Raw genomic sequence first — 19,182 nt, 5'->3', positions numbered from 1 at the left:
GAAAGTGCAAAGAGAAGATGACTCGGCGGTTGAAACCGCTTCTTGTCAAACAAAGATAATTCGGCAGTTGAAACCGCTTCTTGTCAAACAAAGTCGGCGCAATGCCCGACGGAAGAATAAAGATCGCTCTTCACAAAAACTTACTCAGCCTCCCCAATTAAAGTAAATGCCGCCCAATTTCGCGGCTGGGGATGAGTTTTCATCGTGGTTAGCATTGCCTGCCGTAAAGCCTGTGCTTTGTCGGGATTACTTTGCAAGTTTCGATAAAATGCCTGCATCAATTCGGATGTCGGCGCATCAGGAACCGCCCATAAAGAAACAATTACACTCGGCACTCCTGCCGAAATCAAAGCGCGCGACAAACCAATTACTCCATCCCCGGTAATTCTGCCTTCTCCAGTGTTGCAGGCACTCAAAACGACTAAACTTGCTTGCAGTTTCATATCAAAAATCTCTTCTGCGGTCAATAAGCCGTCATCGCTACCAGAAGGAGCTAGGGCGATCGCACTTCCCAATCCGCGCACATCATCCAGCAACCCATGCGTGGCGAGGTGAATAATCGATGCTTGGGGCATTTTTTGGACGATCGCAGCTTTTGTACCTTGTGCACCTGTGATGGCTTGGGTTTTGAGCAGAGGGGCGATCGCTCTGGCTTCGGCTTCGGCCCCAGGTAGAGCAGACAATTGCCGTTTGGGCTCTCCTGGAGAGGGAGACACACTCGGCATCGTAGGATTGCCCAAGACTAGAGCGTTACCGCTGTTAGGTTGCTTCTGTGCTAACTTCTGTTGTCGAGTTAATGCCAGAACTTGAATCGAGGGGGCGGTGAGAATGGTGTGTTTTTGGATTAAGTAAGTGCCGTTTGCATCTTGGAGGGCGGGAAAAGGTACTTGGAACAGGGAACCTTGAGGAATGAAGATGACGTGGGCATTGGGATCTTTGGGTAGGAGACTAGCAATGGGATCGATCAGCAGTTGATGAAGTGTCGGTAAGTTGGGTTGGGGTTGGGTGGAGTTAAGACTGCTGCGACTGCGAACAGCCAGGAATTCTTGATTGCCAACGATTAAGCTGGCTAGAGAGGCATTGTGTTTTTGCCAGAGGGGTTTGAGGTCAACCTCGCGGAAGGTGATTTCGCCCGTGGGTTGAATCACCCAGATGTAGAGCGCGGATTCTCGCTGTTCTCGTTTTCCCGGATTCTGGAAGTCCTCAAGGACGATCGAATACCGCACCCCGGATTCACGCGATGCAAAAATTTCTTTGCTCGGAATCTGGAAGCCGTCATAGACGATCGAATACTGCACCAAAGTGGCGTTCTGTGCTTTCGCGATTTGTCGGATTTGCTCCTGGTTGGGAGCAGTGGCGATAACCGAACTGGCATCACCAGTTGATAAGCGCTGTGTCAGGAGATCGACAAAGGCACGAGCACGTCCCCGTTCGGCAATTTCTAAAGCGGCGATCGGGTTATTCTGAGCCACCCGGACTCGTTGTAAAATCCGATAGGTGCTAGCTTGTCCTTCAAAGATGGAGACTTTATTCGCGTCGTTGGAACCGATCGTTTGACGAATCGATTCCCAAACTTGAATTCCATCAATCAGCATTTTTTCAGCTTCTGTTAGGTTCCCAACTTTCAAGAACGCCAATCCAAGGTTGTTGAGCGCCGTACCTTCCCCGTCACGATCTTTAATTTCGCGGGCGATCGCTAACTGTTGCTGTGTATACTCAATGGCTTTGGCATAGTTACCTAGAGGGATATAAGCCGCTGCCAAATTACCCAGTGCCTTACCCTCCCCGTCGCGGTTTTTAATTTCACGGGCAATCGCTAAACTCTGCTGTAAATACTCAATGGCTTTGGCATAGTCGCTCAGAGCGATATAAGCGGCGGCTAAATTGCCCAGTGCCTTACCCTCTTTCTGGCGGTCTTTAATTTCGCGAGCGATGGCTAAACTCTGCTGTGCATAATCAATGCCTTTGGCATAGTTGCCCAGATAGACGTAAGCAATTCCCAAATTGCCCAGTGCATTCCCTTCTCCCGGGCGGTCTTTAATTTCACGGGCGATGGCTAAACTCTGCTCTGAATACTCAAGGGCTTTGGCATAGTTGCCCACAGAGAGATAAGCGATTCCCAAATGCCTCAGTGCTCTATCCTCTTGTTCGCGATTTTTAATTTCGCGAGCGATGGCTAAACTCTGCTCTGAATACTCAATGGCTTTGGTATAGTTGCCGAAAGAGCTGTAAATGGTTGACAAATTGTCCAGTGCTCTATCCTCTTGTTCCCGGTCTTTAATTTCGCGGGCGATGGTTAAACTCTGCTGTGAATACTCAATGCCTTTGGCATAGTTGCCGAGCTTGATATAAGCACCTCCCAAATTCCCCAGTGTTACACCCTCCGCTTGGCGGTCTTTAATTTCGCGGGCGATGGCTAAACTCTGCTGTGTATACTCAATGGCTTTGGCATAGTTGCCCAGATAGAGGTAAGCGGCTCCTAAATTGCCCAGTGCGAAACCTTCCCCACGGCGGTCTTTAATTTCGCGGGCGATCGCTAAGCTCTGCTGTGCATAATCAATCGCTTTAGCATAGTTGCCCAGAGAACTGTAACCTGCTCCCAAATTGCCGAGTGAGCTACCTTCCCCTTGGCGGTTTTTGAGAGCGCGATAAATTTGGAGTGCCTGTTGCCAGGAATTCACCGCTGCGGGTAACTGACCTGTCTGATTCTGTTGAATCCCCTGCTGCAAAAGCCGATCAGCCTCTACTTGACGAGCATCTGTAGTTTGAGGAACAACCGGGATGCGGTAAGCGCTCAAATTCAACAGTGCGGCAGCTTCCAATTCGCGGTCTTTAATTTCGCGGGCGAGCGCTAAACTCTGCTGCCCATACTCAATGGCTTTGTCATAGTTGCCCAGAAAGTGGTAAGCACGTCCCAAATAGCCCAGTGCCAAACCTTCCCCTTGGCGGTCTTTCATTTCGCGGGCGAGCGCTAAACTTTGCTGTGAATACTCAATGGCTTTGGCGTAGTTGCCCAGAGAGCGGTAAGCAAATCCCAAAAGGCTCAGTATCGCACCCTCACCTTGGCGGTTTTTGAGAGCGCGATGAATTTCCAGTGCCTGTTGCCACGAATTCAGCGCTGCTGGGAATTGGCGAGTCTGATACTGTTGAAGCCCCTGCTGAAACAGCCGATCGCCCTCTGCTTGACTCGCCTCGATCGCCTGATCGATAGCCGGAGGCGGTGGAATCCCTTGCTCCAACAATCGATCGCCCTCTGCTTGACTAACATCCGTAGTTTGAGCAACAACCGGGAGTGAGAAATGCGGAGGAATGTAAAAAGCAACAGACAAAAGGCAAAAGGCGAGGGGAAACAGAAAGCCCGATCGCACTTTACAACTGGATTTAAATTTTAGCGAGAAAGGCTGCATGGGATTTTAGGGTTTGGGTTGCGGGAGTTGGCGTTGTTGTTCGATCGCTCTTATTTGCCTCAATCGATCGCTCCAGTCTTTCAAAGGTTCGGCTTCCGAATTAGCCAGAGAATCTAGCAATTCCAGCACAGCCGTTTGGTTTTGAGAAGTCTCAGAGGCTTTGCGCGCTTCTGCGATCGCGTCATACCACAGCCCAGCCTTGGCATACAAGTCGATCCGCTGTTGGGGAGTTGATGCGGCTGCAAGTTGAGACTGCAATGATTCCGCAGGCTGCACCACTTGGATTTCTGCCGTCGCCACCACATTCCGCGAAGGAACATTCCGATCGCACACCAACACCACTTGCCACTGATAGGATTGCCCGATCGACAGTGGGGGCAGATTTGGCGGCAAAGCAACCGACATGATTCCTGGCTGACTCTCCATCTCGGTTCGGTAGAGTAGTTGGCCCGATCGACTAAACAGCCTCAATTGCAACGGACGAGAAGTGCGATCGGGTACAAACCAGGTAAAAGTGGGATGCCCGGAAATCGTCTGTCCCATATGGCTAAACGGCACCAAAGCATTTAATACCGACGCTGAATCACCTTCACAACTGCCGCCGCGAGTCGTATTCGTACCCGTTTCTTTCGGTTTAGAAGGGTTTGGAGGAGGAGTGTATTTTGCCAGGGCTGCGATCGGAATCCAGAACGAAACACTCAGGATTAAACTCGCAATTCCCGCAGAGTAAATGGTTCGACGCTTCAATCCGTGAGTCATCATCTGAATCCTCTCTGTAACTATTTTCTACGGTAATCGACAATACACAAACATAATAGAGGACTGCCCGCAAACAAGACTTGCGGGAAGGTGCAAAGCATTGTTAAAGCGCGATCGCCCCTTCATATCAAGCTATAATCTCGTTAAAGCGCAGATTTTCAATGTCTTTCCACTCCCTTCTGGCAGAAGCAAACATGATTACGACTCTCAGTAAGCCGTCCTCACTCATTCATGAAATTCAGATTGAAAAGGTGGGAGATTGGACGCTATTCAAATTCACTGAATCTCTTCAACTCCGAATGGAAAGCCTGCTAGAAAAAAAGAAGGCGGATCAACTCACTCCAGATGAAGTTACAGAACTAGACGCGATCGGAGAGTTAGATCGAATTTTTACCTATATCAACGCTATGCTTGCTGCCCAAAATGCCAATCAGTGATGTAGCCAAACAAGCCATACGCAAAAGAGCCAGCTATTTGTGTGAATACTGTCATTCGCCAGAACGTCTGAGCGCAAATCGGTTCACATTTGATCACATTATCCCAAAATCTCTGGGTGGGCCTGACGAAATAGATAATCTTGCACTTGCCTGTCGTCGTTGTAATGAAAGACGGTATAACTTTGTGGCTGGAGTCGATCCAGAAACCCAGGAAATTGTCCCTATTTTCAATCCTCGTCAGCAGAAGTGGGAGGAACATTTTGTTTGGCTAGACAACGGAGTTGTGATTCAAGGGATTACACCCATCGGTCGAGCAACCTGCATCCGCCTTGATTTAAACGATACACGCTATCCAGATGATGATTCTATCCGAGCAACCAGACGATTTTGGATTCAAACGGGGTTGCATCCTCCAGCAAGCGATCTATCCTAGATTTTGAAGACCCGCACCCACGATCGCTTCTCGAAAATCACCAGAACCACCGCCGTTTGGCTGACCAACTTAACTCGCACACGGTTCCCTTCGGTACATTTTGATAGCGCCGAAACGTTCCACCTAATTGTTTAGCTAAATTGTTTGCCAATTGCGTTCCTAATCCTGAAGATTGAATGTTAGTGTTTGAATCTTGAATTGTCGCTTCTATTTCAGACAGTTTCCCATTGCCATTATCTACCACCCGAATTACTTGCCGATCGCCTTCTTGAGTGCAAATTACTGTCAACCGAGTGGTTTCAATCGCGTGTTTGCCGACATTGCAAAGCGCTTCTTCGAGAAAGCGGCAGAGTCCTCGTTTGTGTTCCAACCGCAGATGTTCGGTGTTCAAAGGATCGAACTGCACTATTTTGAATTTGATCGTTTGGAGGTAGGGCAGTTCTTGTTCGAGGGTGTTGGAATAGACTTTGTAGAGCAATTCATGCAACGGGGCTTGCAGGGCTAATTCGATCGCACTTCCCATTCGCAAATGCGGTTCATCGGCGATCGCATCTCGCTGCACCGATCCGTAAACTTCCCGTAATTCTTGATTCAGGCGTTGCAAATCCGTTAAAAATGATGGGGGTGGATCTTGCTCCTGAGCAGTTCTCAAAATCACTACCAATGTTTGTAAAGGCCCGCTATGAATCGCATTAAAAGTTTGCTCGATCGCAAATTGACCAGCCCCATTTAGCACCAAAATCAGGAACACAGGTACGATCGGCATCCACCACCCCATCAAAATTAATCCGTAACAAATCGCGATCGAGCTAATACTGGCGATTAAGAGCCCCAACAAAATTTTCCACGGCGATCGCAGAAATCGCCCCAAACTCATCCCCAAGAGTCCCCAGACCCCAATCCAGAGAGTTTCCCAGTCATCTCCCCAAACCTGAATCAACGGTCTGCGATCGAGCACCGCGCTAATAATCTGGCTGGTTTCGTGGGCTTGCATTTCCACTCCGTAAATCCGTCCGGGATTGATACCTGCGATCGCACCTGAACTTGCCAAATCCTTTGCACTAAAAGACATCATCCCAATCAGCACAATCTTGCCTCGAATCCAGTTTGGATCTACTTTTCCCGCCTTGATTTGTGCTAGAGAAATGACTCGAAAAGGTGCCAAACCGCTGCGAACATTCAGCAAAATCTGATTACCGCCTGCATCCGCCCCCACATATCCGCCAGAATTGGGCCGCATTCTGGTCAATTCAATATTGCCAAATCGCATCGCCTCTCGATCGCGAATTCCATTACCTGCCTTAATTCCTCGGTTTGCTAAATAGCGCTCAGCCAGACGGATTGCGAAGGAAAAACGGTATTCTTGGCGATCGTTGTAAGTGCCCAATAAACTGCGGCGCTGATAGCCATCCCCATCGAGGACGAAATCTGCAAAGCCAATTTGTTCCGATCGCAGTGCGGGTGGAGGTGCGACGATAAAGCCATTGCGATCGGGCAAAGCAATCTCCACTCCGATCGCATTCTTGCTGTTACGAAACACCGATGCTAGTTCAGCGTGGCCCGGTTCAACCGGAATATCGCGGACAATATCCAGCCCGATCGCGATCGGTTCATAAGTCTGCAATCGTTTGAGTAAATCGGCAATTTCGCGATCGGGAATCGGATAAGTTTTGGCGCGTTTAATATCTTCCTCCGTAATGCCGACGATTATAATCCGTTCATCCATTGGCTCAGGAGGACGCAGCAGCAAAAATCGATCGAACGCCACCAACTCCACAAACTGAAGCGCACCCGTCAATCTAGCCATCATCACAGCGACAATCACCATCAACCCTGGAAGCGATCCTCGCCACCAAGTCGAGATATCTGCTTTCACTGCTTGCGATCGATCAGGCTTCATATCGTTTCCAGTTGTATCGGTATTGTTTAAATCTCCAAACAGTCAATCGATTTTAGATTTTAGATTTTAGATTTTGGATTGATTCCACGGATAAATCCGGGGGCTTGTACCACCTTTGAAATTATTGGTCAGTAGTCAGTAGTTCCCCCACTGTCAACTGTCAACTGTCAACTGTCAACTGTCAACTGTCAATCAATAAGTCCTGCTTCCCTAGCCCGCACTTCCGTTTGAATCCGCAGATTTTTATCTTTTTCGGGATACACTTCTAGCACATCTCGAATCTTAATCCAGTAATATTGCACAGTGCGTTCACAAACATTCATCCGTTTGGCGATCGCAGTATCCTGTAAGCTATCTTGAAAAGCAAATTGCAATACCTGCATCCAAGCAGGTTTGAGTTGCAGCCCATTGCGGATCTCTCTAGGAGTATAAATTCGCTCATCCAGCGCCCAATTGACCATCGCCAGCAAGTCTTTCACAGGCTGGCTTTTATCAACAACCGTGAATCCGCCCATATGATTGTCGATCGACGGTTTCAGCCAAACCAATGTGCGAACATGGGCGCTTTGCACCACAATATTCAAACTCGGATAATGCTCCATCAGCGTTTTCAGGAGTTGAAGCCCTGAATTAGCCTGAGCAGTTTCGCCGATCGCCTCTGGCATCACCAAATCCACAATCACCAGATCCGGGACGATCTGTGCTACTTGCTGAAGGGCTTCCTGAGCCGTTGGAGCCGTCAGAATATCTGCCTGTGGATACTCCTGCCTTAAAATATTAAGCGTGCCGTCTAACACCATCGCATGGTCATCCACGACTAAAAAAGTTCGTTTGTCCGATCGAGGTAAAGTCTGGGGCATAGTTGATTCGTTGCCGCACAACATCATCATTGGATTTTAGATTTTAGATTTTAGATTTTAGATTTGTGACAAGCGTTGAAACTAGGGGATTCAAACTGCTGAAATTCTCATTCAAAATTTGTACTGAGTGAGGTCGAAGTATCCCAAATCCCAAATCGTCTCGGTCATCTTCTTACCATAGAGTAATTACCGGGCATCCGTCCTGCATCTGTCCGCCAAATGTGGTTGTGGAAGTCAGCAACCAGAATTGCACTAAAGCGCAGTTCTGTTGATTATGTTCCAAAATCTGCACTTCATCGAAATTATTCATCTCTCTCCTCTGCGCTCTCTGCGCTCTCTGTGGTTAAATCATTCCCATACCACAATGATATTACGTACAGATAACTTGATCGGAGATTTGATTATATTTCCATCGTAATTCTCCCATAATTCTTGTGGAACAGGCCAGAGAGCCTGTTCCTAAAAGCGCTTAAAACAATTCCCTTATTTCAACATCAAAGCAACTTCCTTGGCAAAATAAGTCAAAATCAAATCGGCACCAGCCCGTTTGATACTCGTCAAAGTCTCCAAAATAATCCGTTTTTCATCAATCCAACCCAACTTTCCAGCAGCTTTGATCATTGCATATTCGCCGCTGACATTATAAGCAGCTACGGGTAAATTAGTTGCTTGGCGCACTTGGCAGATAATATCGAGATAAGCCAAAGCAGGTTTTACCATCACAATATCTGCACCTTCTGCGATATCCAAAGCAACTTCTTTCAGCGCTTCTTTAGCATTAGCAGCATCCATTTGATAAGTCTTTTTGTCTCCAAATTTGGGGGCAGAATCGAGGGCATCCCGAAACGGGCCATAATAAGCAGAGGCATATTTTGCTGAATAAGCCAAAATTGCTGTATCGATGTATCCTGCGGCATCTAAGGCTTTGCGAATTGCACCAATTCTGCCGTCCATCATGTCGGAAGGTGCGACCATATCTGCACCAGCGGCGGCTTGAGAAACTGCCATTTTTACCAAAACTTCAACAGTCGGATCGTTGAGAATTTTACCGCTTTCATCAACTAAACCGTCGTGTCCGTGAGTGGTGAAAGGATCGAGGGCTACGTCGGTAATTACAACTATTTCGGGGATGTTTTGTTTAATGGCTTTGACTGTTTGTTGAACCAATCCTTCTGGATTATAGCTTTCAGTTCCGGTGTCGTCTTTTTTGGTTTCTGAGATTACTGGGAAAAGGGCGATCGCACATATCCCCAAATTCCAACATTCGGCGATTTCTGTTAGCAATAAATCCAGGGAAAAGCGATAACAACCAGGCATCGAAGCAATCTCAACTTTTTGCCCTTCTCCTTCCATCACAAACATCGGATAGATGAGATCGTCAACTGTCAGATGATTTTCCCGTACCATCCGGCGCAATCCGGGCGTGCGTCGCAGGCGGCGGGGACGGATTGTTGTGAGGGAGGGACTGCGATCGTTCTCTGTGGGAACGGCGGACTCGACGTTATTTGCGGAGGACATAGGAACTAAAGTTTGTAAAGAATGATAATCATTATTATTGCATTTCCGTCGCTCAAATCTATATTTATTAGGAATTACCCAGCAATTTGAGTTAATGAAACCCTAGCCCTATATTGAATTAAAGCTGGCACAATGCGAGAACTTGCCATTCTTGCACCGGAAAGATTTCGACCAACAGGCCCTACTTGCAAAGCGGCTAAACCACCCATAATAAATAACTCGCATCCTGGCCAACGCAAATACTCATCCAAAACAGGCAATCCTTTAACTATTTTAGTGGGATAAGCTTCTAAAATTTCTGTCAGCAATGGTTCGGCTGTTACATCTAATTTTGTTCCTGTTGCTAACCAGATTCTATCAACGAATAGCTGATTTCCATCCTGACAGTAAACAGTCCATTGATTGTCATCCCATTTAACCTCAATAATTTGACATTCTGGGTGAAATTCAAGACACGAATCCCGCGAAATCCGACGCAATTGTGTCATAATTTTAGGAGTCATAGAGCCACCATTGCGAGCTTGTTGAATCATCTCCCATTTCTTTTCCCAGTCAGGTTCATTTTCAAAACCTTTGAGATATTTTGGCCCTAACCAACCCGGTTCAGCATCAAATAATTTTTCTTGTAACTTTCGTCTTGACATTAATATTACTTGGGCACCGCGCCCGATCGCACCTACTGCCAAATGTCCGCTAGTTAAACCGCCCCCAACGATTAAAATCCTTTCTCCCTGCAACTTTAATCCCTGCAAATTAACTTGATGGGAATGGCAAAGTTTGTCTGGTGGATAGGGCGTTTGAATTTGATTTGTCCACTCCGGTAGTTGGGGTTTACCGCCGCCTGTGGCGATCGCCACACGACGCGCAATCGCACTTTCTCCATCCTCAAACCAAAGCCGAAAATTCCCTTTCAACGGTTCAATCCGAGTTATTTTTGCCTTGATGACGCGATCGCCCAATTCCCATCTCTTAACCACATCGCCACAAAATTCCTTAAACAGCCGACTTCCTGGCAAATCGTAGGGCGCAAACAACTCGTTAGGGCGAGATTCGGCAAACCGTCGCAACTCAAAAGCATTGGGATCGGGATGGTGCACCGCAGGCGATCGCAAGTGTGGAATTTCCAAAGCCGCAAACTGCCTCTCCCACTGAGTTAGCCAGCCACCACTGGGGTCAAAAACCCAAAATTTGTCCCGCTTCTTCTGGCATTTTTGCAGCAAATGAGTAACCAGGGTTAAAGCGTGAGGCCCCGCCCCGACTACCGCTAAATCGATTTGCGATCGCGTAACACTGGTGATTTCCATTTCAGTTTAGATAAGATTTTTTACCGCAGAGGGCGCAGAGGGCGCAGAGGGAGGAAAGGAAAAGAGAGAAATATGGTAATCTAATATGACTCTCTTTTCTTTGTTCAGCCTGCAAATACGGAAGTTTTCGCAGACAATTCTAGCTAGTGAAAACTTGATTTGTGTGCGATTAAACTCATAAATTCTTGACGAGTTCTGGAATCTTCAGCAAACACGCCACGCATTGCTGAAGTCGCAGTCCAAGAACCTGGTTTTTGCACGCCACGCATTACCATACACATATGAGTTGCTTCAATTACAACTGCTACACCTTGAGGTTTTAGCAATCCTTGAAGTGCATCAGCAATTTGTGCAGTCAAGCGTTCTTGTACTTGCAATCTGCGGCCGTACATTTCACAAATTCGAGCGATTTTTGACAGTCCAATTACTTTGCCGTTGGGAATGTAAGCAACGTGTGCTTTGCCAATAATTGGCAGAATATGATGTTCGCAGGAACTGAAAATATCAATGTCCCGCACTAATACCATTTCGTTAGCATTCTCTGTGAACACCGCTCCGTTGAGCAGTTCGTCGAGAGATTGACGATAACCTCCAGTTAGAAACTGCAAGGCTTTGACAACTCGTTTCGGTGTATCTCGTAACCCTTCACGGTCTGGGTCTTCTCCCAATCCTAGCAGCAATGTACGCACTGCTTGTCTCATTTCTTCATCTGAGACAGGGGGTTGAGATTGAGTAGGAATTGATGACACTACACCATTTGGAGAAGTCAGTTCTGGGCGAGTAGATAAAGTCATGCTTGCAGTTTGTGAGAATGTTTAACAGTCGGTATTGACTTTTGGTTGCTACCTGATTATAACAAGATTTACAAAATGTAATATTAAAATATTGAGATTTTTTTGGATGAGTTTTATCGATATAAATGTAAAATTTGCCGTTAGTATTTACACGATTTGTGAACAGCAAAAATTGCAACCACTAACGGCGAAATTAAATAGATATCTCCCCAAAAAATTGTCTTGAACAGGCATCCTGCCTGTTCCACACTAAATATTGTCGATACCTAATGTAAAATGTGTCGGCTAGAATCCTGGACGTGATACTTAGATTGATGAAATCTTAAACTAAGCAACTGTTAAGTTGTTCTCGAATTTGAGCAGTATCTAAGTTGCGGCCGATGACTACGAGTTGATTTTTGGGTGGAGTCAACCATTCGTAAGCGTTTAATTCATAGCGCGCGCCGCTAAGTTGAAAAATGTGTCTCATCGGACTGTCTTCAAACCAGAGAATGCCTTTTGCTCGAAATACATCTAAGGGCATTTCTTCGGTGAGAAATTCTTGGAACTTGTGGAGATAAAAAGGTCGATCGCTCTCAAATGATAGCGAAACAAATCCGTCATTGTCTAAGTGATTGGAGTGATGTCTGTGATGGTGATGTTCGTGATGATGTTCGTGATGATGATCCTGTTCGTGATGGTGTTCGTGATGCTCGTGTTTTTCCTCTGCTTCAACACTATCAAAAAGATCGGCTTGTGTTAAACCTACACCCAAAATTAAGGGTAAAGGAACTTCACCGTGTTGAGAGTGGAGAATTCTCGCTCCTTCCTTAACTGTGCGAATGTAAGCTTCTAACTCTTCTACTTTTGCTTGAGGAGCTAAATCAGTTTTGTTCATCAGCACAATATCTGCAAATGCCACTTGTTTTAAAGCTGCTTCGCTGTCAAAATGTTCGGGAGTGAATGTTTCGCTATCGACTACGGTGAGTACAGAATCTAAACTGGTTAAATCCCGCAATTCAGTGCCTAAAAATGTCAATATGATCGGTAGAGGATCGGCAACTCCGGTGGTTTCAATCACCATGCAGTCGATGGGTTCTTCCCGTTCTAAAACTCGGTAGACGGCATCGACTAAGCCTTCGTTGATGGTACAACAAATACAGCCGTTGCTCAATTCTACCATGTCATCTTCGGTAGAAATTAAAAGCTGCGAATCGATGTTGATATCGCCAAATTCGTTAACTAAAACTGCTACTTTTAAATCTTGGCGGTTTTTGAGTATTTGATTGAGTAAAGTGGTTTTTCCACTGCCGAGAAATCCGGTAATTATAGTTACGGGCATTCCTCTTTTGGGAAAATCGGAAATTAAATCTGGGGTTTGTACAGTGAGATTAGTCATTGTCCCTCATCTATTAATTGTAGAAGCCCTGCTGTTAATTGGGAAAGGCACTGCGCTTCCCAAGGCAATTGTCGTTAGCGCAGTCCTCGAAGAGGATCGCACTTGATAGCTGAAATCCAGGCGATACGGGCGATCGCACTAGACTAAGTATGATAATCATTCTCATGATATCTAAAATGTGCTGTAAGCGCAAGCCCTAGAATTATTGCTCAGCTAGCTGATGACTCTTGAACACTTGACTGTCATCTCTTTTCCAGATTAATCCCATGTTACAAACGGGAATTTAAAACAATGTATTGAGGGCGAGTGCGATCGATAATTCCCTCCTGCTCCAGCCGACACATCAGGCGCGTGACGGTAATCCGCGTAACTCCCATCGCCTCAGAAATCTCCTGGTGAGTCAATCTCAGATCGATTAAGATTCCTTGTGCTACTTCCCGACCAAATTTTTTTGCCAACCAAGCTAATAGTTGCACCAATCTATCCCGCAGATATTCGCTACGCACAATGCAGAAAAATTCTTGAGTTTGCTGAAAGTGTCTGAAAATTTCATCTAAGGATTGATAGCACAAATTTTGAGGAATGTAACTCACTTCTACATGAGTTTTGCACTCAATTTGATAAGGTTCAATGCCTGACAGCGAGTGACCGAGTACGTCTCCAACTCCCCAATATCCGAGGGTTATTGGTGTTCCCTGTTCGCTCCAGGTCATGGTTCGGACGGCTCCCCGTTCAATTCGCAGTAAGCCGTTAAAGGGCATGGGTACTAACTGACGGCAGGTGAAAGTCTGCTGTCTGAGATTAGAGTACAAGGCTGGAGTGTAGGTTGAAAGAGTCATAGGATTTAGGTTTAGCGCGATCGCTACTTTGGATACTATTACAGTCTAAGTTAATTGATAATCTATATCAACTAGCTGGAAATTCCAATTCCGGAGTCAAGAAGGTTGAAACCCTTTGCGGGTGCTGTAAGAGACGTTTCGGAACTTGACTGTATCGGTATCTGGGTCGTACAGGGTATAAGTTGCTCGATCGGCGATCCGCCCGACATTCCCAACTCCGATCGCCCTTCGCGCAGTTGCAGACACCGTTGCAGGAGGCTCTTGAGAATCAAGTGTCATTACCCAGTTATTGAGAATAGTTGGCTGTAATTGATACTCAAATGCCAAGCCCGATCGCCCGCAAAACAAATTATTAGCATCAGCACGGATTACGCGATCGAGCATCACAGGCGGCGGAGTCTCCGGGGTAAGCTCATCAGATGCGCTAACGGTACTCCCATGAATCAACAAACAATCCAATTCATGAAAACCAAAATTCAAAGAGCGCAACCACTCTACAGTTTTTCGGCTGACAGAATCCCAGAGCAACTTAATCGTCTCAGCACCGTATTTTTGTTGCAATTCTGTCGCATCAGGGCTAGAACCTATTCCATATAAGTTAAAACACTGTTCTTCCCACCACCCGATACAGATTTGAGGTGCGATTTCTCCTCGTTTGGGCGATCGAACTCGCTGCACTAATTTTTCGCAATCGGGATTCGGGCCGACTAAATCGCCTAAAATATACAATTCGTCAACGCGAATTCTCAGGCGTTTTATGTCAGCTAGTACAGCTTCGTAAGCTATCAAATTCCCTTCGATTCCTGTTAATATTGCCCAGTTTTTCATTGTTTATTGTTGTTGATACTAAAGGTTTTTTTCGGAGATTGTTTTGAACGAACCGCGAAGGCGCAAAGGACGCGAAGTAAGATAAAGGAAAAAGTTCTGAATCTCTCCTTTACTCTTAGTCCGCGTCGGCGGACTTCGTTTTTGTAGTAGCGGTTTCAACCGCCGATTCATATCGTTTCTGGTTGCATTGGAATGATTGAATTGTCAATTGTCAACTGTCAACTGTCAACTGTTTATCTATCTCTCACAAACATGAGTCGGATCGTCAGCTCTTTCGGCATATTCCAAACCTCTAGCCAAACGCCAAGCAAAAATCGGCGGCAAACCTTTTTCAATAATTGCAGCGCAAGTAGTTTGATAGTCATATTCCACTTCTCGCAATATCACCTGTTGCGCGTCAACATCATAAATCACATAGGTAGCATTCGGTCTACCGTGGCGCGGTTCTCCTACAGAACCAACATTCACAATCCGCTTTAAAGGAGCAGTAAAACTCAAATCTTTGTCTCCTTCAATGCTTGGCCCGCTGACTCTAACCTGCATATTTCCAGCATCTAAAGTACGGACATATGGTACATGAGTGTGACCGCAAAACAGCACATCAGCACCCGCAGAAAATACCCGCTCTAAGGCAGAAAAAGCATCCATTGTCGGCAGTAAATATTCATGATTGCTGTGAGGGCTACCGTGAACAAAACACATATTGTCTTCTCGCAGACTGTGTGGCAAAGTGGCTAAATATTCTCGCGTTTCTGGGAAGATTTGATTGTTAGTCCATTCGTGAGCTAATTTGCCTCTTTTTTCGGCTAAAACTGAGGGATAGCTACATTCGCAGGAGTTCAAACCTTCGACAATATCTTCATCCCAACAGCCGACGCAAGTGGGAATGTCGAGCGATCGAATCATTTCTACTACGGCGTGGGGATTGGGCCCGTAGCCGACTAAATCTCCGAGACAAAAGATTTTATCGGCTTGTTGTTCGTCAATGTCTGATAAAACTGCATTTAAGGCTTCATAGTTGCCGTGAATGCAGGACATAACTGCTATTTTCATTCTGCTTCTTCTGCTGATAAAAGTGATTGTTTTACTTGTTGTTGGTAATTCAACATGATTGTTTCGGAGAGACAGCAATCTTCTAGGGTTTGTCCTAATGCTGTTTCATCGAGATTTTCGCCAACTATTTCTATGCCGCTAAATCTTTGGGGGCGGCCTTCGAGCCAGCGGGGAAGTGGCAATTCTTCGTGGGCGGTTTCTTGGAATTTGGCAGCGAAATCGAAGTAAAAACATCGCCCGTCGGCTATGTCAAAAATGCCTTTGGCTCGGTGGATTTTGCCATAGGCTCCTTGAGTCATTTCTTCATACCAAAAGAGATCGAGGCTGGCTGGATCGAGGACTTGTCCGCTGGCGGGGCTGCGCCAAATTGATAGTTTTTCCGGTTCGCCGCTAACGGCTATGCCCTCTACAATTACATCCGCCCATTGATGCCATTCGGTGTTTTTGATGTCTGGTGGTACGACAGCGAATCGGCGACTGGGGAAGCTTTGAAGCAGGTTTTCTATTGATGTTAATTGTAGGTAAAATCCCAGTTCAATGTAAGCTGAAACGCCGTTGTTTAGGTGTTTCGCGAACTCGGATTCTTGGCCGTCTGTCAGGATGGTGATTTGGGGGAATTCGGCGGCGATGCAGGTTTGGTCGATCGGCACATTGCCGGTTCCGGGACACCAATACAGTACGGGTGCTGTCTCGACGGCTATCTGCTGTCGAATCCAGGTTGTTTTGCCACTTCCGGGCGGGCCCGCTACGGCGGTGATTGTAGGTTGACTCATAATACAATGATAATCGTTCTCAGTCAAATTAGCTCTTAGATATTTAGATTTAATTTGGCGATCGCACCCGATGCCCCTCCATAAGAGAGGTAGAGCCTCCGAACATCGGTTCCAATAATCCGATTTCCCGCGTGCCTGCCCTACACTAGATCTCTTGCAAAAATCGTTTTAATCAAATTTTGGAACGGGCAAGATGCCCATTCCACAGAAAAAAAAATTGTGGAACGGGCATCTTGCCCGTTCCTAGCTATTTTGCAAGAGGTCTACTATAATCGGGGCATCACTCCAGGAAGAAAGAAGACTTTATGCCAGCAGAAGGTTCGTATCAAGCCAGTACGTACAATCTGGAACTTGACGCAGAAATCCAGCGATTAAAAGCTCAAGTTGTGCTCAGTTGGGAAAAAGAAGCACGCACCTTAAAGTGGTTCGGTTTAGCCGACGGGATGAATGTTTTAGAAGCGGGTAGCGGGCCGGGATTTTTTACCGAACAACTTTTAAAATTACTGCCAAACAGTTTGTTAACAGCCGTAGAAATCGACCCGGTATTGCACGAGAAAGCTCTAGGATATTTGCAGGACAAAGGAGGCGATCGCGTGAATCGCATTCAAGCATCGATCGCAGATACTGGTTTAGAGGATAATACATTTGATTTTGCGATCGCCCGTTTGCTATTTGTTCACCTCCCAGATCCCGTCGCAGCAGCCAGAGAAATCTTCCGCATCTTAAAACCGAGTGGTAAACTGGTGATTATCGATAGCGATGCGGATCTATTTTGGCTGACAAATCCACCTTGGTCAGTCGAGATTGTCCGGGAGAAATTCAAACAGGTGATGGCCTCTCGGGGCGGTAATTTATGCGTAGGGCGAAACCTGTGCCGCATTCTGAAAGAAGCTAAGTTTGGTAACGTCGATTTAGAAGCCGTTGTCAGCCACAGCGATATCATCGGCATTCAAGCCTTTGAACCTTTGCTGGACTCCGGGCCGATTTTACAAATGGTCAAACAAGGGCTGATTTCCGAGTCGGAAATAGAGAGTTATCTAATTTACCGGGATGAGTTTGCCGCTGCGGGCGATCGATCGATGATGAGTTTTTGGTTGATGGCTTGCGGGAAAAAACTCAATAGATATCTCCCATAATTTTTGTGGAACAGGCATCCTGCCTGTTCTTGAAGCTCTTTTTGCCAAATGTCTAATAGAAATATCGAATAACTCTCAAGTCGGGGGCGGGTTTATGAGATTGTCGATTATTGGCAATTATTGTTGGTGAACCCTTCTATTTTCTTCTTCTTTCTTTCTTCGTGTCCTTCGCGTCTTCGCGGTTCGTTTCTAACACAAATACCCAACCCAATTCGGCAAAACCTCCAGCGAACCATACCACCTCCCCGGAGAGCGAGGCGAATGCCAAACACCCTCCAGCACCAAATTTTCGGCCCCATCCAAAAGAGCAGCTTCAATCGGCGTAATTCCATCGCCCCAAGTTTCGCCCTTCCCCACAGTCAACTCGTAACTTTTATAGGCCAGCCAAGTTCCAAAACTAGGCTTACCAAAAACAGATTTCCCAGCAACGCAGACGTAACGCACCTGCGGGTGGAAAGCACCGGGATAATGAATTTTGACAAAATCTAGATTTTTGCGCGTCCAGCGCTCTTGAGAGACGTGTGGCGTGCCTAAACTAATTAAAGTGTTGACCCAAGGGTGAGCTTCCCACAAACCCGCATTCGACCGCACGTCGCCGTGAATTGTATAAGGCTTTTCGCCTAAATAAATCCGAGAAATCCAGCCGCCTGCGGAATGACCGATGAGATTTACTTGAGAGACGCCGTATTGCTGTAACATTTGTTTGACCGTGCGATCGAGCTTCCGCAAAATTGGCACCATCGATCGCCCGCCAAAAGTCGGCAACCAATCTGCCTTGCCCAGTGGTACTGTTACAGTTGGGAAACCGCGATCGACCAAAGATTTTTCTAATTCCCGATAGTCTGAAGCAGCAGCAAAATATCCTGGCAAAATCACGGTAGGTAATGGCATTATCAATTTTAGATTTTAGACTTTAGATTTTTCGGCCGGGGTGCTAGGATCTATTTTTCAACTTCAAAGACGCTTGCCGAAGCATCCTTTGGATGGCTAACATCTCTTGCTCGTTAAACTTTTTGCTTGGGGAATATCTACTTCTATGGCTCGCGAGCCGATTCCAACATTGTATTTTACCCTAGTTGTCGTTCACTTAGAAGACCGTTTTCTACTGGTACAAGAGCGCAAGTACGAGCAGCAGTGGTATCTGCCAGCAGGGCGAGTAGAAAAAGGCGAGACTTTGCTTGAAGCTGCTCAGCGCAATACTGTCCAGGAAGCGGGCATTCCTGTGATCGTGGAGGGAATTCTCAGGGTAGAGCATACGGTGATGCCTAGGGGCAACGTGCGCCTGAGGGTGATTTTTGTGGCTCGTCCTGAAGATAAGACGCCACCCAAGAGCAAGCCGGACGAGTTTACTTTGTGTGCTGGTTGGTATTCTCTTAAAGAGTTAGACCAGTTGTCGCTGCGCGGAGAGGAAGTTCGGGAAATGTTTCAATATATGGCAAGCGGCGCTCCAATTTATCCGATCGACTTGCTGAGCGTTGAGGGAGCTCCTTTTAAAACTTACCGCTATCGGTGGTAAAAAGAAGGAAGAAGGAAGAGGGAAGAGGGAAGAGGAAAAAAGACTTATGCAGTCAGCTTTTTAGTCATCCGTCCAAATTCCTTTCTGTAACCGAATTGGAAACAGGGGTCGATCGCAGCGGCCGATCGTGTTTAATCGATTAATGCAGTTTGCCAGCCGGGAAATGACGGTATTGCAGCGGTCTTTTTTGTGAGAAGGCACTAGCGATCGGGCAATTTCCAGGGCGATCGTGCTATGCTTGTACCTT

Annotated in this window: 19 protein-coding genes; 4 read left to right on the top strand and 15 right to left on the bottom strand. The window is 46.4% G+C overall.

Annotation, left to right across the window (positions count from 1 at the left end):
• Positions 1 to 140: 140 nt before the first annotated feature.
• Together JGK20_RS14325 and JGK20_RS14320 are read right to left on the bottom strand one after the other, a co-directional pair.
• A complete protein-coding gene (locus tag JGK20_RS14325) occupies positions 141 to 3,368 on the bottom strand; it encodes a CHAT domain-containing protein (RefSeq protein ID WP_293230977.1) in 3,228 nt (1,075 codons plus the stop codon).
• Positions 3,369 to 3,413: 45 nt separating this feature from the next.
• Positions 3,414 to 4,169 (bottom strand): DUF928 domain-containing protein, encoded by a 756-nt coding sequence (locus tag JGK20_RS14320; RefSeq protein WP_293230974.1) that lies wholly within the window; start codon positions 4,167 to 4,169, stop codon positions 3,414 to 3,416.
• A 158-nt stretch (positions 4,170 to 4,327) separates the two neighbouring features.
• Between JGK20_RS14320 and JGK20_RS14315 the strand changes: the two genes are divergently transcribed.
• Together JGK20_RS14315 and JGK20_RS14310 are read left to right on the top strand one after the other, a co-directional pair.
• On the top strand, positions 4,328 to 4,603 hold the full coding sequence (locus JGK20_RS14315; protein WP_366034572.1) for a hypothetical protein: 276 nt from the start codon (positions 4,328 to 4,330) through the stop codon (positions 4,601 to 4,603).
• Positions 4,590 to 5,036: an HNH endonuclease gene (locus JGK20_RS14310; protein ID WP_293183517.1), complete on the top strand. Its 447-nt coding sequence runs from the start codon at positions 4,590 to 4,592 to the stop codon at positions 5,034 to 5,036. Before JGK20_RS14315 ends, JGK20_RS14310 begins: the two co-directional genes overlap by 14 nt.
• A 37-nt stretch (positions 5,037 to 5,073) precedes the next feature.
• Here the strand turns inward: JGK20_RS14310 and JGK20_RS14305 are convergent, their stop codons facing one another.
• From JGK20_RS14305 to JGK20_RS14255, 11 genes are all read right to left on the bottom strand, one after another.
• The gene (locus tag JGK20_RS14305; RefSeq protein WP_293230971.1) at positions 5,074 to 6,936 is read right to left on the bottom strand and encodes a CHASE2 domain-containing protein; all 1,863 of its coding nucleotides are present in this window, start codon (positions 6,934 to 6,936) and stop codon (positions 5,074 to 5,076) included.
• Positions 6,937 to 7,124: 188 nt separating this feature from the next.
• On the bottom strand, positions 7,125 to 7,796 hold the full coding sequence (locus JGK20_RS14300) for a response regulator transcription factor (protein ID WP_293183513.1): 672 nt from the start codon (positions 7,794 to 7,796) through the stop codon (positions 7,125 to 7,127).
• A 172-nt stretch (positions 7,797 to 7,968) separates the two neighbouring features.
• Entirely contained in the window at positions 7,969 to 8,106 is a 138-nt protein-coding gene (locus tag JGK20_RS14295) for a hypothetical protein (RefSeq protein ID WP_293183511.1), read from the bottom strand.
• A gap of 173 nt (positions 8,107 to 8,279) precedes the next feature.
• Positions 8,280 to 9,314 carry a porphobilinogen synthase gene (hemB, locus tag JGK20_RS14290; protein ID WP_293230968.1) on the bottom strand — a complete coding sequence of 345 codons (1,035 nt, stop codon included), beginning with the start codon at positions 9,312 to 9,314 and terminating at the stop codon, positions 8,280 to 8,282.
• Positions 9,315 to 9,388: 74 nt separating this feature from the next.
• Positions 9,389 to 10,618 (bottom strand): FAD/NAD(P)-binding protein, encoded by a 1,230-nt coding sequence (locus JGK20_RS14285; protein WP_293230965.1) that lies wholly within the window; start codon positions 10,616 to 10,618, stop codon positions 9,389 to 9,391.
• A gap of 143 nt (positions 10,619 to 10,761) precedes the next feature.
• Positions 10,762 to 11,412 (bottom strand): GTP cyclohydrolase I FolE, encoded by a 651-nt coding sequence (folE, locus tag JGK20_RS14280; RefSeq protein ID WP_293153275.1) that lies wholly within the window; start codon positions 11,410 to 11,412, stop codon positions 10,762 to 10,764.
• A 322-nt stretch (positions 11,413 to 11,734) separates the two neighbouring features.
• A complete protein-coding gene (locus tag JGK20_RS14275; protein ID WP_293196506.1) occupies positions 11,735 to 12,790 on the bottom strand; it encodes a GTP-binding protein in 1,056 nt (351 codons plus the stop codon).
• A gap of 269 nt (positions 12,791 to 13,059) precedes the next feature.
• A complete protein-coding gene (locus JGK20_RS14270) occupies positions 13,060 to 13,629 on the bottom strand; it encodes a Crp/Fnr family transcriptional regulator (protein WP_293230962.1) in 570 nt (189 codons plus the stop codon).
• Between the two features lie 96 nt (positions 13,630 to 13,725).
• Complete coding sequence (locus JGK20_RS14265) at positions 13,726 to 14,457, bottom strand: metallophosphoesterase family protein (RefSeq protein ID WP_293224720.1); 732 nt, start codon at positions 14,455 to 14,457, stop codon at positions 13,726 to 13,728.
• 237 nt (positions 14,458 to 14,694) lie between these two features.
• Positions 14,695 to 15,510: a metallophosphoesterase family protein gene (locus JGK20_RS14260; protein WP_293196502.1), complete on the bottom strand. Its 816-nt coding sequence runs from the start codon at positions 15,508 to 15,510 to the stop codon at positions 14,695 to 14,697.
• Entirely contained in the window at positions 15,507 to 16,283 is a 777-nt protein-coding gene (locus JGK20_RS14255; RefSeq protein ID WP_293230959.1) for a GTP-binding protein, read from the bottom strand. The genes JGK20_RS14260 and JGK20_RS14255 overlap by 4 nt, the downstream gene beginning before the upstream one ends.
• 305 nt (positions 16,284 to 16,588) lie before the next feature.
• Between JGK20_RS14255 and JGK20_RS14250 the strand changes: the two genes are divergently transcribed.
• Complete coding sequence (locus JGK20_RS14250; RefSeq protein ID WP_293230956.1) at positions 16,589 to 17,419, top strand: class I SAM-dependent methyltransferase; 831 nt, start codon at positions 16,589 to 16,591, stop codon at positions 17,417 to 17,419.
• A 189-nt stretch (positions 17,420 to 17,608) separates the two neighbouring features.
• Here the strand turns inward: JGK20_RS14250 and JGK20_RS14245 are convergent, their stop codons facing one another.
• Complete coding sequence (locus tag JGK20_RS14245; protein ID WP_293230953.1) at positions 17,609 to 18,310, bottom strand: alpha/beta hydrolase; 702 nt, start codon at positions 18,308 to 18,310, stop codon at positions 17,609 to 17,611.
• Positions 18,311 to 18,455: 145 nt separating this feature from the next.
• Between JGK20_RS14245 and JGK20_RS14240 the strand changes: the two genes are divergently transcribed.
• Positions 18,456 to 18,935, top strand: coding sequence for an NUDIX domain-containing protein (locus JGK20_RS14240; RefSeq protein ID WP_293149848.1), 480 nt, complete (start codon positions 18,456 to 18,458; stop codon positions 18,933 to 18,935).
• 60 nt (positions 18,936 to 18,995) lie between these two features.
• On the opposite strand, the gene JGK20_RS14235 is transcribed toward JGK20_RS14240, so the two are convergent.
• Positions 18,996 to 19,136, bottom strand: coding sequence for a hypothetical protein (locus JGK20_RS14235; RefSeq protein ID WP_293224724.1), 141 nt, complete (start codon positions 19,134 to 19,136; stop codon positions 18,996 to 18,998).
• Positions 19,137 to 19,182: the final 46 nt, after the last annotated feature.

The organism is Microcoleus sp. PH2017_05_CCC_O_A (assembly GCF_020738785.1).
GTDB lineage: Bacteria > Cyanobacteriota > Cyanobacteriia > Cyanobacteriales > Microcoleaceae > Microcoleus.
The sequence above is the reverse complement of the archived record's forward strand: the minus strand, read 5'-3'. Positions and strand labels throughout refer to the sequence as shown.

Coding starts and splice junctions, on each gene's coding strand:
- JGK20_RS14320 (WP_293230974.1), bottom strand. CDS start 4,169: ATGATGACTCACGGATTGAAGCGTCGAACCATTTACTCTGCGGGAATT.
- JGK20_RS14315 (WP_366034572.1), top strand. CDS start 4,328: ATGTCTTTCCACTCCCTTCTGGCAGAAGCAAACATGATTACGACTCTC.
- JGK20_RS14310 (WP_293183517.1), top strand. CDS start 4,590: ATGCCAATCAGTGATGTAGCCAAACAAGCCATACGCAAAAGAGCCAGC.
- JGK20_RS14305 (WP_293230971.1), bottom strand. CDS start 6,936: ATGAAGCCTGATCGATCGCAAGCAGTGAAAGCAGATATCTCGACTTGG.
- JGK20_RS14300 (WP_293183513.1), bottom strand. CDS start 7,796: ATGCCCCAGACTTTACCTCGATCGGACAAACGAACTTTTTTAGTCGTG.
- JGK20_RS14295 (WP_293183511.1), bottom strand. CDS start 8,106: ATGAATAATTTCGATGAAGTGCAGATTTTGGAACATAATCAACAGAAC.
- hemB (WP_293230968.1), bottom strand. CDS start 9,314: ATGTCCTCCGCAAATAACGTCGAGTCCGCCGTTCCCACAGAGAACGAT.
- JGK20_RS14285 (WP_293230965.1), bottom strand. CDS start 10,618: ATGGAAATCACCAGTGTTACGCGATCGCAAATCGATTTAGCGGTAGTC.
- folE (WP_293153275.1), bottom strand. CDS start 11,412: ATGACTTTATCTACTCGCCCAGAACTGACTTCTCCAAATGGTGTAGTG.
- JGK20_RS14275 (WP_293196506.1), bottom strand. CDS start 12,790: ATGACTAATCTCACTGTACAAACCCCAGATTTAATTTCCGATTTTCCC.
- JGK20_RS14270 (WP_293230962.1), bottom strand. CDS start 13,629: ATGACTCTTTCAACCTACACTCCAGCCTTGTACTCTAATCTCAGACAG.
- JGK20_RS14265 (WP_293224720.1), bottom strand. CDS start 14,457: ATGAAAAACTGGGCAATATTAACAGGAATCGAAGGGAATTTGATAGCT.
- JGK20_RS14260 (WP_293196502.1), bottom strand. CDS start 15,510: ATGAAAATAGCAGTTATGTCCTGCATTCACGGCAACTATGAAGCCTTA.
- JGK20_RS14255 (WP_293230959.1), bottom strand. CDS start 16,283: ATGAGTCAACCTACAATCACCGCCGTAGCGGGCCCGCCCGGAAGTGGC.
- JGK20_RS14250 (WP_293230956.1), top strand. CDS start 16,589: ATGCCAGCAGAAGGTTCGTATCAAGCCAGTACGTACAATCTGGAACTT.
- JGK20_RS14245 (WP_293230953.1), bottom strand. CDS start 18,310: ATGCCATTACCTACCGTGATTTTGCCAGGATATTTTGCTGCTGCTTCA.
- JGK20_RS14240 (WP_293149848.1), top strand. CDS start 18,456: ATGGCTCGCGAGCCGATTCCAACATTGTATTTTACCCTAGTTGTCGTT.